Origin of the sequence: Bacteroides sp. (assembly GCF_052357945.1) — a bacterium.
GTDB lineage: Bacteria > Bacteroidota > Bacteroidia > Bacteroidales > Bacteroidaceae > Bacteroides.
Genome location: NZ_DAWCXD010000125.1, coordinates 1 through 14,362 on the forward strand (window position 1 = coordinate 1; position 14,362 = coordinate 14,362).

Here is a 14,362-nt window from a genome sequence, read left to right on the forward strand (position 1 = left end):
TTGCTCCGCTAAAACGCTTCACCACCCAAGTGTACGAAAGCATGTACAAACGAAGTACTTTCCACAACCAGCAACTGGAAGCACTGCTCACAGAATTTATAGGCGGATTGCCCGACAACCCCGTTACCGGACTCAAACAACTGCTCGAACTTTATCTGGAGCTATTGACCATCAACCACAGCAAGGTTACAGACGAACAACTCCTGCAACGCCTGCAAGAATGGGGCACAAACAGCAACCTGAAAAAAGTGACGACTTCACTCAACAACCTATAACCAATTCATGATTATGACCATAGAAGAACGCCTCAACGAGATAGTAGAAAAAGGACAAGGCGATGCCATCATCCCTTTTCTGCAAGGACTAACGCAGGAAGAACGGAAAACACTTGTTCCCTGCCTTAACAAATTGGAAGAACACTACAATAAATTCGTGCAACTTAACGAAAACACATACGGTACACGCGGAACTCCCGAACAGCATCGTATCATCAATCTCACCGCCCTCGTCATCTACTCGCTGAAAGAATTCCGCAAACACCAATGGGGAATCTATACGGAACAACTGAATGAATTGATCCCATGGTATATTCCTTCCTGGCTCGACAGTTTCTTCAAAGAGGGTGAAAGCAGGGAATTCGACGGTTTCTATGGAATGAATTACGAAACTCTGATGGATTGGATGGAACAGGGAGTACTCACCCTAACGCCCTCTCCGCAAACCATCGCCGGTTATCTGGTGAACTACATGAACAACACCGATTTCCTGCAAAAGCGAGCAATCACACTCAAAGAACATATCTGGTATCTGTTCCAATACGATTGCGGGCAAAACTGGACGGATAATCGTACAGGCGGACAACCTTATTTCTCTTTCAGATACTTCGTAGAACACGGTCAACTAGATCGTATGCGTGTATTAAAAGAATCTCTGCTTGCCGTCAACCGGAATCTGAACAAAAACCTAAGCAGCTGGTTTGCAGGCATGTTTACCGCACTTAGCCCCAATATAGAAGAACAGCTGACACTGCAACCGGAAATATTCGCCGTTCTGTCCGCCCCTCACAGCCGTCCGGTAAATATCATACTCGGACTGCTGAAGAACTTATGCACTCACCCACAATTCCAGGTTGAAGAGTTTCTAAGTCAGACTTCCGTGCTTTTTGCTTCGGACGTGAAAGCGATTCACCAAAACACACTGGCAGTACTCCATAAGCTGGCAAAAGAAAGAAAAGAACATCGCGACGCTATCTGTTGTGCAGCCGCACAAGGACTGATGAGCCGGGAAGAATCCACCCAAAGTAAGATAGTCAAACTGATTCAGACGTATGGAGAGACAGCATCCACCACATTAAAAGAGGTACTTTCCATATATACGGAAACCATGTTGGCCAATACTAAAAAGGAGCTGAAAGCGTATTTGGAGAATAACGAGCCGGAAGATTCCGCCTCTTTCACGTATGAGCCAATACTCCCTATCATCCGTGAAGACAACCGGATACAGGAAATCACTTCCACTGAAGACCTGATATTTCTAGCCAGCCAAGTGCTCGACGTGAACGAGATCTATCACTTCGACCTGTTACTCGGCGCCTTAGTGAAATGGGACCGGCGACAGGAAGCAAAACAAATCTCTCAATGGACCCCTATTCTCCAACGTGCCTACAAATTGCTGATGAGCGGAGGGAGTTCCCGAAACGGTATATTAGACCAGTTAATGGCCACCTTCCTCCTTGACTATGCCAAACTGCTGATTAAACGTTTCCCTGAAGAAGCCCAAGAGCTAAGCGACTTACATCAGAAAATGGTACAAAAAGACGAACTTCAAAAAGGCAAATGGGGGTATCGTAATCTGCAAAAACTCACCATTCGTGAAAAAACGAACAAAAAAATAAAGTTCCCCGTTCATAAGCAACTGTTATGCCGGACATTAGACCTTCTGGAAAGCAAAGAGAAACCTTTGCCCCTATTGTCCACTCCCACTCACACACCGATGTTTATCGCTCCGGCAACCCTGATAGAAAGGTTAAAACAATATCAACAGGCAAATGTCGAACCGGACGATATGGATATGCAAACATCACTTTCACGAGTGGCACTGGGAAGTTCGTCGCAAGAGCTTCCTCTGCTCCTCCAAAGTTTGAAAGGAGAATACCGACACCTACTCACTTTTTTGCTGGGAGAAAAAGATGTACTCCCCCAACCACCTTTCAATCATCCTTCCTGGTGGATGATGGCAGGATTAATGAAATCACCGGAAACAATCTATTCTGAATTTAAAGACTTCTCTTACAATAAAAGTCCACGTGAATTTCTGACTGGAAACTTTAAATGGAGAACCTATCAGTATACTGACTCGTATACGGATTATAACAAGAAAACAGTAGAATGGCTTTGTTCAAATCTTACTTTCGATATTCCGGAAAGCGAAAACTCTCATATCATCAATAAAGACAAATATAATGAAAGAGTCAGTTACTATTCATACGATCCGCATCCGTTACTGGTTGAAATGTACCCACAGATAGAACGTTTTGACGACATACAGAACGACTTACCACGTTTGGCATGGTTAACTCCCAATATACCGGAGCCACTATTGGTATGGTGCATCCGCAGTGCCATATACGCCCCGACGTTAAATGAGGTAAGGGAAGCAGGTATCACCCAAGCTGCTATTGAAGCGCTTCATCAGTTAAGGCATACATGGCACGAAGTGTCTTATCTGCTGGAAGCCACTTGCATGCTGGTAGCCGATAAAACTTCCCGTTCCTATGCTGCCGAAATCTGGATAGAGCGTGTAAGTCAAGGCTGCATAGACAGTGGACGCATAGGCAGCATCTTAGGCTCGCATCAACATACCGGCTGGGGACCGCTGAAAAGACTCACTGACCTGATACAGCAACAAATGATAAACGTCAGTCCGCTGCATAACCGGGAATTGGAGAAACTAATCGTGGCAATGTTGGCCGGACTTCCAGAAAAGCCTGTCAAAGACTTAAAGAAATTACTGGAAATATATGCGGAGCTGTTATCCATCAACCATAGCAAAGCCGAAGACAAACACGTTTTGCACCTGCTTGACGCATGGAAAGGAGCGCCCAATCTGAAGAAAGCAGTGGCTAATATCCAACGGTAAGAGAGGTAGCTTATTGGAGCTAAAGCCAAAAAGAAGTATCTTTGGCACACTAAAAACAAAAGGTTGAATGATTATTCTAAAATATAGTTTAGCTATTTTCTGTTTGCTGTTGACAGGATGCTCCTTCTTTTCCAGTTATAAGGAAAAGGAGAGCACTCCCCTCATGGAATACAAACATACGACGGAGGATATACAACCACACGAAGAATGTTCCACCGTTTCACCACCGGAGCGAAGCGAAATGGCTCTCTACATGGACTCATTAGGATTCGTCAATATAGCTGACCTGGATAGCAGTCTCGTTGTAAAACTGATGTATACGCAGGCTGATAATTTCACGGGTGAAGTGCTTTACGACAACTTAACGGAAGCCTACCTGCATCCGGATGCGGCATACGCTCTGATAGAAGCACAAAAAGCCTTAAAGAGACTATACCCGTCTTACAGTCTTATCATTTACGATGCGGCACGTCCCATGTCGGTACAGAAAAAGATGTGGAACGTAGTGAAAGGAACGTCCAAATATAAATATGTCTCCAACCCCAACCGTGGAGGCGGGTTACACAACTACGGACTGGCAGTAGACATCAGTATCCAAGACTCTCTGGGACAGCCCCTGCCGATGGGAACTAAAGTAGACCACTTAGGCATGGAAGCACACATCACAGACGAGATCGGATTGGTACATAATGGAAAAATAAGTGAAACAGAGCGTCAGAACCGGTTACTGCTACGAAAAGTGATGAAAGAGGCCGGATTCCGTGCATTACCCAGCGAATGGTGGCATTTCAATTTTTGCAGCCGGGACGTAGCCAAACAGAAGTATAAGTTAATACCATAACCGACACTCAACACCCCCATAATCAGAGCTCGACGATTCATTGTAATATCCTATAACACAATAACACCATGATGCAAATCTCTCCTGAAACCCAACTTTTTATTCGCGAACATTCATCGGACGATGTACGTGCGCTGGCTTTACAAGCTAAAAAGTACCCGGATATAGATATGCCGACTGCCATCACCCAAATTGCAGGAAGGAAGGTAGCGGCCGAAAAGATTCCCTCATGGTGGGAGATTGAAAAGATATGGTATCCGAAACATCTGTCGCTGGAACAATGCTCTTCAGAAATCACCGCCCGCTACAAAGCACGTCTTTTACAGGGAGATTCTCTCACCGACCTCACCGGCGGATTCGGCATTGACTGTTCTTTTCTTGCCACCGGATTCAAGTCCGCCACTTACGTAGAACGTCAGGAGGAACTCTGCGAAATAGCAGCACATAACTTTCCCGTACTGAATCTAAACCATATAAACATAAAAAACGAAGATGGAGTAACCTACCTGCAAGCAATGTCCCCCGTAGACTGCCTTTTCCTCGACCCCGCGCGTCGCAATGAGCACGGCGGAAAAACGGTTGCCATCTCCGACTGCGAACCAAACGTAGCCGAACTGGAAGAGCTTTTACTTCAAAAGGCCAACCGGGTAATGATAAAACTCTCCCCTATGCTCGATCTTTCATTGGCACTGAAAGAACTGAAACAGACACAGGAAGTTCACATTCTGTCCGTCAACAACGAATGCAAGGAACTACTTATCCTACTCGGACAAACATCACCGACAGAAATCTCCATTCATTGCGTGAACCTCTCCACGAAAGGGACTCAAAAAGAACAACACTTTGTATTCACCCGCGAACAGGAACAATGCAGCGAATGTACGTATACGGATTCTTTAGAAACCTATCTTTACGAACCGAATGCCTCCCTTCTGAAAGCCGGTGCTTTCCGAAGCATTGCAGCAGCCTATCCTGTCCGCAAACTGCATCCCAATAGCCATCTTTATACTTCCGATACTTTCATTGAAAACTTCCCCGGAAGAATATTCCGTATTGTCAACCAGTGCAGTTTCAATAAAAAAGAAGTAAAGGAGAATCTGGCAGACCTGAAAAAAGCAAATGTAACTGTCCGTAACTTCCCCGCCACAGTAGCCGAACTCCGCAAACGAATCCATTTGGCTGAAGGAGGAGATACCTACTTATTTGCCAGTACATTAAATAATGGACAAAAAGTTCTGATTCGCTGTGAGAAAGTCTGAACTATTTTCTATTTTTGCAAAAAAGAAACACAATCTAAACTAATCCAGATGAATCAAACACTCATAAAAGCGATTCTCTTAGAATGAGAACCCACTATCACGGAAAAAGGATTATTGTAAAACTCGATGGCAATGACGATACCAACCTCACACGAATAAATTTCACTACGGGATTATCCTATTATTTCTAACATTCACTAAAAAAAGCACTATGAAGAAATACATTCCACTACTATCCGGAGGAGGACAAACTATCCGTCAATGTTTCCGTCAAACCTGACATCAACATACACTTCATCATTTTATCTCCCCAGGAAGGCAAAGAAGCAACTCTCACCGATATACGGTTCAGAGGAGAAGAACTGGAAGACGGAACAGCTTTTATAAGCCATTTCGACCCAGAATTGAATATTATCAGTGCAACCTTCGGCAACGGCAAACGTCTGACTAACGGACGTTTTGATATTCATTATACAACACAACAGCAATAATGGCGGCGACAGTAATAACTATTCAGATTTACTTTCTTCCCCCGCCTTATTGGAAGGACTGTTACTTTTCTGATACTCTTTAGGAGTGGTTGTCTCATTTCCATCCCGTACAGCCATATAGTGCGGCGACATAATTTCAATGCCGGCTTCATTAAATTTATCCTGAATATTCTGATGCAAATCCGAATAAATCTGTGCCATTTTATCTGCCTGTTTGATATAAGCATTAATTTGATAGACCGGATACCAGTCGCTCAAAGAAGTCTCCAATACAAACGGACGCGGATCATCCACCACTCCGGGAGTATTCAACGCAGCATCAATCAGTATCTGATTAACCTGTCGCCAGGGAATATCATAACCGATAGATACTTCCGAGTGAATAATCAGTCCATATTCACGTGCCGAAGTACTGTAGTTTACCGTATGAGACGACATGATAAATGAATTGGGAACAGTCACAACCTCATTTTTAGGAGTCCGAATACGTGTCACTAGAGGAGTCTTTTCGATGATATCTCCGGTGGTATCATTCAATTTGATCCGGTCACCCATCTTAAACGGACGCATATAAGTGATAACCAATCCAGCGATGATATTACCAATAACCGTACTTGATCCGAGCGAAACAATCAATCCGACAAATACCGAAATACCTTGGAACACTCCGGAATCGGAGCCCGGGAGATAAGGATAAATCATCGCAATCATAAATGCATAGAGCAGGAAACGAGCGATATGGAAAGTCGGCATCGCCCAGTCCGGGTAGAAGCCGTTGATTTTGAGCCGTCCTGCTTCCACCTCACGTGCCAGATACAAGACGAGACGTACCAAGTACTTCACGGCATACCAGATAACGATGATAGTAAACAGTTTGGGCACATAGTCGATAATACCCACAAAGATACCGCGAATCGGATTCCATATATATCCTAACAGTTGGTATGCCAGTCCTTCCGTCTGGGGGAAGATGATGAAAATCAACGGTACGGTAAACAGTAGTTGCAATCCCATCAATATATACCGCCCGATACTGGACAGGAATACCAACAGGTTCGCCTGTTTCTGCGCATCCAGCAATTCATATCCCTGGATGGATACCGGTTTTATCTTCGTATCTTTCAGGCGCAGGATGCGCGCTTTCAGTTTACGGAACAACCAGTTGGTCAAGCGGAACAGGAAATACTGTCCCACAATTACCAACACAAAATAGAGCACACGCTTTGCCATCCGCCAAAGTCCGTGCTCCGCTTTCATCTCATGCAGTTTGGTAATGACGTTCTGCTGTCTTTCCTTAGCCAGTGAATCACGGGAAACTCCTTCCCACAAAGCATCCTGATCGGTAAGAGAAAGCAGAACTTTGCTACCGTACATCAAATCGGAAACAATGTCCGAATGGTCGATAGCCACAGAATCGGGTTGTAGATTAAAGCGTCTTCCTATCTCTTCAATCGCTGCACCGGTCATTTGGGCACGTTGCTGAGGAGTATATCCGCCTCGTTTGGTGAAAAGGTAGAATAAGGTATCACCGTCCGCCACTACCGGTATTCCCTTAGTGAACTGACGCAGAGAGTCGATACGCTGTCGCTGCTGTACATACTTGACGGAGTCGGCAGTAGCCATCTGGAGCTTCATCTGCTCCATTTCCATCCGCATATTCGCCTCATTGAGCCGGGCTTCTTCCAACGATTTCCGCATATCCGCCAGATGGATAGAGTCCGAATCCCGTTTCAAAGGAACATGTCCGTTCGTTATTGTATCTCCGGCAAATATCTTCTTAACCGCCTGTTCCAACTGTGCCTGCGCCCCGATTGCCAGAAAAGAAAGGAACAACACCAGTAACGACCGTTTTATTTTATTTATTTCCATACCTTATATCCCTTGGTTATAATTTAAGGTTAATCTAACTTTTCATAAAAACAGAGCAAACATACGGATTGTTTTTGACATTACCATTTCCAAATTGATTATCTTTGCCACTAAAAGAGAAAAAGCATGAATATATTATTACTTATCGGGGGATTAATCCTCATTCTTCTAGGAGCTAACGGATTAACAGACGGTGCCGCCTCGGTAGCCAAGCGTTTCCGCATCCCTCCCATCGTGATCGGACTTACCATCGTTGCATTCGGTACTTCTGCCCCGGAACTGACGGTCAGTGTATCTTCTGCTCTCAAAGGAAGCGCGGATATTGCCATAGGCAACGTGGTGGGAAGTAACATTTTCAATACATTGATGATTGTGGGCTGCACGGCATTATTCGCCCCGATTGTCATCACCCGCAATACACTTAGAAAAGAGATTCCGCTCTGCATACTTTCTTCTATTGTCTTGCTGATTTGTGCCAATGATGTATTTTTGGATAAAGCTCCGGAGAATATCCTGAACAGGGTAGACGGCTTGTTGTTGCTTTGCTTCTTTCTCATTTTCATGGGCTACACTTTTGCCATCGCTTCCAAGCCGGTTACAATGGAACAACAAGCAGAACATCCGGTCATAGAAGAGGAAACAGAAATCAAATCACTGCCTTGGTGGCAATCCATTCTTTATATCATCGGAGGCTTGGCCGCCCTTATTTATGGAGGGCAGTTGTTTGTCGACGGTGCCACGGGCATCGCCCGCAACCTGGGTGTCAGCGAATCGATTATCGGACTGACACTGGTTGCAGGAGGGACTTCTCTTCCGGAACTGGCTACGTCTATCGTTGCCGCATTAAAGAAAAATCCGGAAATTGCCATTGGAAATGTGATTGGTAGTAACCTCTTCAATATATTCTTTGTACTGGGATGCAGCGCGAGCATCACTCCTCTCCATCTTAGTGGAATCACCAATTTTGACCTGTTTACATTAGTAGGTTCCGGTATTCTGCTTTGGTTATTCGGACTGTTTTTTGCCAAAAGAACAATTACAAGAATCGAAGGAGCGATTATGATACTTTGTTATGTGGCGTACACGGTAGTATTAATTTATAATACATAAAAATAGAAAAAGGCTTCCGGCAGTAACACCGGAAGCCTTTTATTCCCACTAGCCAATTAAATTCTGATATTTATTTCACCTCCACAGTTGTCAGTATATTGACACCATATTTTCCATCGTCAGATGTCCACCAGGTAGTATTCCCATTCGCACAACGGATAGCATAACGGGGATTATACTTCAATCGATCTGAACCATCAGGTATCCACAAACCTAGTTTATACTCTCCGGCAGCCATTGAACCGGGTAATTGAACAACTTGTTCTACAGAATGTGTCAATGGTTTACATAATATATCACCCGGTTGGAAAGGTTGCCAATCCAACGGGTTGGTTTCCGTCAGGAACTCTGTGACTTTTCCTTTATCATCAATCAACACGAAGTAGACAGGATGTTCTCCAAAGACAGTGGCAAAACCTCTGTTCACCAGGTTCAGATTCAGTCTGTTTTCTTTTCCAGCTTGCAGATAATTCGGTAATTGAAGGGATTGCAATTCTATACGATAACCTAGATGATCGCGTATATAATCGAACATATTGCGTTTCACTTTCGTTCCGTCCTGTTTCCGGAAATAGCTGTCGGACACAGGCATGAGATGCTGGCGAAGAGAATCTTCCGTTATCATTGTCTTCTTCCAGACAATCATGGAGTATTCGGGAGGATTATTCTCATCAAATCTGTTATTAGGATGCTGTTCCTTATAATTATGGATAACGCTCAAGGAAGTGTAATGCTGGAGGAACAAACGTCTCGCTGCTTGCAGTCCGTCAATAATCCATCCGGCAGACGGACTGTCGGGATCGGCTCCTACGCTCCAGAATCCCCAGGGAAGTTCTCCGTCCACAACGAGATAAGGAGATTCTGCTACAATCTGATCGAATTTGGAAGTCCCTTCGTGCATGTCGGCATCCCATCTATCAGGTCGTATGACGATAAAATCATCGTGGAATGAAAGTCTTTTATACAGTTCCGGTTTATCTTTCAACAGGTTTTTAAATTCCGGAAGTCTCACCTGCACATTTCTGCCTTCGGGCACTACTGACAGTAATTTTTCCAATACCGCAGCCTTTGTCTCTTCCGAGTTCTCAAGCCCCTGAATAGAACTATGCCATTCGCCCCATGCACCAATCATTCCGGCTTGTACCACCAGAATCAAATCTTTATTCTTTTCCAGGAAAGGTTTCAACTGGTCCAGATGTTCCAAAATCTGTTCGCCGGTAGGACCAACGGCAGCTCTTCCCATGAAATCTCTTTCATAAGCGAAACGCAATACGGCTTTCTTTCCCTGCTTCTGTAATTCATCAAAATACGTCTGCATGGTCAGGAAATTTTCCTCCGATAGTTTTTCACCTATTAAATAGGTAAGATAGAAATAACTTTGAGCCAGCGAAACACTATCCGCCACATATTTCTCCGACAATTCTACCAGCTCTTTAGTAGGGCTATCCTTCTCATGCAGTACATCTACCGCTGTCTCCAGCCGGAATCCTCTTCCAGGATTATAGAGCCCATTCTCACCGTGTAAATCATCGACACAGATTCCGCGAAACTCAACAGTCTGCCGGGATTCACCGCATCCACCTGCCAACAAGGCAAATAAAACAGCCATCACACTGCCATACATCCAATTTTTCTTCATAGTAATATATTATTTATCCGCAAATATATAACAAATCGAAACACGTCAATCTGTTATCACTCATTTCGCACAGTAAAGTATCAGTTTGGGATAAATAATGCAAAAGTATTGGATAATGCTAAGATTGTATTTGTCCCACCGCAGGAATTGCCCTACCTTTGCCTGCATCTCAAAAATTAAGGTAATACATGAAAAAACAAAATTGGCTACTCTTACTTGTCATCCTTCTGCTTCCGGCAGAAAATATGATTGCTAAAAAGAATACAGAAAAAAGCGATAGAGAAATCTGGTGTGAAATTATGTACCGGATGGCGACCCCTGTATTAAAGAATATGAGTGATGGTCTGTTGAAACAGAATATGCTTGTAGAATTAAGCCCGACATGGGATGGTCGCAATAAAGAGGTCACTTACATGGAATGTTTCGGGCGACTGATGGCAGGGTTGGCCCCCTGGCTATCATTACCGAATGATGATACGGCAGAAGGCATACAGCGCAAACAGCTACGGGAATGGGCTTTGAACAGCTATAAGCAGGCTGTTGACTCTGCAGCACCGGATTATCTGCTGTGGCGTCAGGAAGGACAGACTTTAGTTGATGCAGCGTATATTGCAGAGAGTTTTTTAAGAGGGTACGATGCTTTATGGATGCCTTTAGACAGTATTACCAAACAACGATATATCAACGAATTCACCCAGCTCAGGCGAGTGGATCCTTCATACAGCAACTGGTTACTGTTCAGCGCAACTGTCGAATCGTTTCTTCGAAAAGCAGGCGCACCCAGCGACACCTACCGTATCAGCTCTTCTTTACGAAAAATAGAAGAATGGTACGTAGGTGACGGTTGGTATTCAGACGGTCCGCATTTCGCATTCGACTATTATAATAGTTTTGTGATACACCCCATGTATATCGAAGCATTGGAAATTATCACCGAAGCCGGCAAACATAAAAAGATATGGAACATGCCCGGCTGTGATTACCACAAAGCGATCACGCGTGCACAGCGATTCGGAGTGATCCTCGAACGCCTCATCTCTCCGGAAGGAACACTACCCGTTGTCGGACGTTCCATCACTTACCGTACCGGTTCCCTGCAAACACTGGCACTACTCGCCTGGCGCAAATGGCTTCCCGAAGAATTGACAAACGGACAAGTACGTGCCGGCATGACGGCCGTCATCAATCGCATGTTTGGAAATAACCGCAATTTCAATGAGAAAGATTTTCTTACGCTAGGTTTTAACGGTTCCCAACCCGGCATTTCAGACTATTACACCAACAATGGTAGTTTATATATGGCTTCCCTTGCTTTTCTGCCATTAGGCCTTCCTGCCGACGATCCCTTTTGGACAGATACCTCACAGCCCTGGACTTCGAAAAAGGCATGGGATGGAGAGGATTTTCCAAGAGATCACTCTTATCATGAGGAATAATTGATTATCAGTATTATATAATAGTTTCCAGTGCGACTGGAAACTATTATCCATTACGAATGAAACTATCATGTAACACAGCTCCTTGTTTTTATTCCTTATAAGTAAGAAAATCAATAAATATCACTTTTCTGTGTTGTGGATGAAACAAGTAAAGAAGAGAACAGTTTAATAGTAGCCAAACCCTTGACTTCTCCTGTTTTATTTCGTATCTTTGAGAAAAAAAGAAGAAAAACAAGATGAGATATACAAATATCAAGACATAAAGACGTATTATCAAACATATATTTCCATATATATAAGAATCGAAATGGGAGAAGATCAGTGCTGATCTTCTCCCATTTTGTTTACATAATTCACAAACATTTCTGAAATTCATCAAAAATAGTTTTTAATAAACTTGAATACCGTTTATAATAAACTCTTCAACTATTTATTAAAAACGATATTCGGGTTTATTATAGAACTGTAAATATATTATCTCTATAGAATAACAGACTTATTCACATTTGAATAAGAGAGGTTACTAAACAGTCAATATTACATACAAATTTCTATAATATTTTTCTTACATATATTGATAATCCATCTTTGTTTCTCTAAAAAAACAGCTATCAAATGAGAAAATCAAAAAGCAAACCATATAGTTTCAAGGAAAATAGAAAAAAGTATTAGTATCTGCTAATATTATATTTGTCTGCCTTTCAAAATAGCCCTACCTTTGCTTATCATCAATGATGACGGCTCATTAAACAACGAATAAAACATTAACCATTTAAATAAAAGTATCATGAATAGACAAAACCTTTTAACATTGCTCGCTACATTCGCATTACTCTTCTGTTTCACATATTCTTGTAATGCCAAAGGAAAAGACAAGGCCAAACACGTTGTTTTCATCGGTTTAGATGGCTGGGGCGCATATAGCCTACCCAAAGCAGATATGCCTAATGTCAAAAAGCTAATGGAAGACGGCTCTTATACATTAAAGAAACGTTCGGCACTTCCTTCTTCCAGCGCCATCAACTGGGCATCCATGTTTATGGGAGCCGGTCCGGAACTGCACGGATACACCGAATGGGGATCCAAAACACCTGAACTTCCGTCGCGTGTATTGAACAAGAACGGAATCTTCCCGACTGTATTCCAATTGCTGCGCGACGCCCGCCCGGAAGCTGAAATCGGTTGCCTCTACGAATGGGAAGGTATCAAATATTTAGTGGATACCCTTTCTCTGAACTATCATTATCATGTTGCCGATTGCAACAAAACTCCCAAAGAATTAGGCAATATGGCATCAGCCTATATAAAAGAGAAACATCCAGCGTTGGTTGCCATCTGCTACGACGGCCCCGACCATACCGGACATACTGAAGGACATGACACTCCCGCCTATTATGAGAAACTCAAAGAGTTGGATATATATGTCGGTCAAATTGTCCAGGCTGTAAAAGACGCAGGAATCCTTGATGATACTATTTTTATATTAACTTCCGACCACGGCGGCATTGACAAAGGGCACGGCGGCAAGACAATGCAAGAAATGGAAACAGCTTTCATCATTTCCGGCAAGAATATTAAAAAAGGACTTCGTTTTGATGACGTAAGCATGATGCAATATGATGTAGCTTCTACCATAGCATCTATTTTCAACCTCGAACAACCACAAGTCTGGATAGGCAGACCGATGAAGATGGTTTTCAAATAATCACTCTTTTCTCCATACTCATCTTATTTACTGAAACAAATACAGCAATAATCTTTCAATATACTGAAAGATTATTGCTGAAATATAGTCATTATACAAAAAGTCTACTCACTGAAAAAATGACTCTTCTTAAAAAAAGAATATCTAAACAGTCTGGAAAGGCATTAATTACATCCACCGTTTGAAAAGAATAGAAAAGCGCCGGCATTTACAAGTACAAAAATCTCTTTTATTATTATTTAAATGATTCCCCAATCAAATCGCAACATTTTTCCTTCTTTATCTACCATTTAAAAGGAATAAATTCGAATATTACACATTCCTGTCATTGTCTTGTTTTCAATATTTATAATAAACCAGAGGGAAAACAAGCACTCAATCCCCCTTCACATCTTCCTCACCGAGAAACAATAGCTTCTCCGGTGAGAAACAAATCGATGCACACCGAGGAACACCTCATTGGTTTTAAAGTAATAAGTACTTTACGAACAGGAAAAGATGCATATTCCGTATAGCTTTATACAATATCAGCTTATATTTTCGTATATACATGCAGTTATTTATGCAATATATTCTCTAGTTCATCAATTTTATCATAATCACTTTCAACGAAATCTTAAAAATAGCACATTGATAAAGAAAAGATATGCAACTTTCAACTATGTTATCAGCCAAATTTCGGAATTATTAAAACGAGAAAGAGGTACAACCATTTGCTGCCTGCAAACAGCAAATGATTATACACCCAATTTTGAAGATGAAGTTTAGCGCAGATCCAATGGAACCAAATAGTAAATCAAAGCCATTCATTCTTTATTTCATTTATTTTCTGCCGGATATTTTTATATATCCCAAAGGGTATTATTTAAGT

General features: G+C 42.6%; 9 protein-coding genes. 7 read left to right on the top strand and 2 right to left on the bottom strand.

All coding sequences use genetic code 11. The annotated features are described in order from the left end of the window. From ACT8YW_RS17840 to ACT8YW_RS17855, 4 genes are all read left to right on the top strand, one after another. Positions 1–275 (top strand): DUF7825 domain-containing protein (locus ACT8YW_RS17840; RefSeq protein WP_444106531.1); only part of this gene is annotated, 275 nt, incomplete at its 5' end. Positions 276–288: 13 nt separating this feature from the next. Continuing rightward, complete coding sequence (locus ACT8YW_RS17845; RefSeq protein ID WP_444106533.1) at positions 289–3,138, top strand: DUF6493 family protein; 2,850 nt, start codon at positions 289–291, stop codon at positions 3,136–3,138. A 67-nt stretch (positions 3,139–3,205) separates the two neighbouring features. After that, positions 3,206–3,979 carry a M15 family metallopeptidase gene (locus ACT8YW_RS17850; protein WP_444106535.1) on the top strand — a complete coding sequence of 258 codons (774 nt, stop codon included), beginning with the start codon at positions 3,206–3,208 and terminating at the stop codon, positions 3,977–3,979. A gap of 68 nt (positions 3,980–4,047) precedes the next feature. Beyond that, a complete protein-coding gene (locus tag ACT8YW_RS17855) occupies positions 4,048–5,238 on the top strand; it encodes a THUMP-like domain-containing protein (RefSeq protein WP_444106537.1) in 1,191 nt (396 codons plus the stop codon). Between the two features lie 509 nt (positions 5,239–5,747). Here ACT8YW_RS17855 and ACT8YW_RS17860 read toward each other — a convergent pair. Next, positions 5,748–7,598, bottom strand: a complete 1,851-nt coding sequence (locus ACT8YW_RS17860; RefSeq protein WP_444106539.1) for a mechanosensitive ion channel family protein — start codon at positions 7,596–7,598, stop codon at positions 5,748–5,750. Between the two features lie 126 nt (positions 7,599–7,724). Between ACT8YW_RS17860 and ACT8YW_RS17865 the strand changes: the two genes are divergently transcribed. Continuing rightward, on the top strand, positions 7,725–8,708 hold the full coding sequence (locus ACT8YW_RS17865) for a calcium/sodium antiporter (protein ID WP_149944129.1): 984 nt from the start codon (positions 7,725–7,727) through the stop codon (positions 8,706–8,708). Positions 8,709–8,778: 70 nt separating this feature from the next. Here ACT8YW_RS17865 and ACT8YW_RS17870 read toward each other — a convergent pair whose 3' ends face one another. Further along, positions 8,779–10,347, bottom strand: coding sequence for a DUF4832 domain-containing protein (locus ACT8YW_RS17870; RefSeq protein ID WP_444106541.1), 1,569 nt, complete (start codon positions 10,345–10,347; stop codon positions 8,779–8,781). Between the two features lie 188 nt (positions 10,348–10,535). Here ACT8YW_RS17870 and ACT8YW_RS17875 point away from each other — a divergent pair, with 188 nt between their 5' ends. After that, a complete protein-coding gene (locus tag ACT8YW_RS17875) occupies positions 10,536–11,783 on the top strand; it encodes a DUF2264 domain-containing protein (protein ID WP_444106543.1) in 1,248 nt (415 codons plus the stop codon). Between the two features lie 790 nt (positions 11,784–12,573). Continuing rightward, on the top strand, positions 12,574–13,491 hold the full coding sequence (locus tag ACT8YW_RS17880; RefSeq protein WP_270604512.1) for an alkaline phosphatase: 918 nt from the start codon (positions 12,574–12,576) through the stop codon (positions 13,489–13,491). Positions 13,492–14,362 lie beyond the last annotated feature (871 nt).

Coding starts and splice junctions, on each gene's coding strand:
- ACT8YW_RS17845 (WP_444106533.1), top strand. CDS start 289: ATGACCATAGAAGAACGCCTCAACGAGATAGTAGAAAAAGGACAAGGC.
- ACT8YW_RS17850 (WP_444106535.1), top strand. CDS start 3,206: ATGATTATTCTAAAATATAGTTTAGCTATTTTCTGTTTGCTGTTGACA.
- ACT8YW_RS17855 (WP_444106537.1), top strand. CDS start 4,048: ATGATGCAAATCTCTCCTGAAACCCAACTTTTTATTCGCGAACATTCA.
- ACT8YW_RS17860 (WP_444106539.1), bottom strand. CDS start 7,598: ATGGAAATAAATAAAATAAAACGGTCGTTACTGGTGTTGTTCCTTTCT.
- ACT8YW_RS17865 (WP_149944129.1), top strand. CDS start 7,725: ATGAATATATTATTACTTATCGGGGGATTAATCCTCATTCTTCTAGGA.
- ACT8YW_RS17870 (WP_444106541.1), bottom strand. CDS start 10,347: ATGAAGAAAAATTGGATGTATGGCAGTGTGATGGCTGTTTTATTTGCC.
- ACT8YW_RS17875 (WP_444106543.1), top strand. CDS start 10,536: ATGAAAAAACAAAATTGGCTACTCTTACTTGTCATCCTTCTGCTTCCG.
- ACT8YW_RS17880 (WP_270604512.1), top strand. CDS start 12,574: ATGAATAGACAAAACCTTTTAACATTGCTCGCTACATTCGCATTACTC.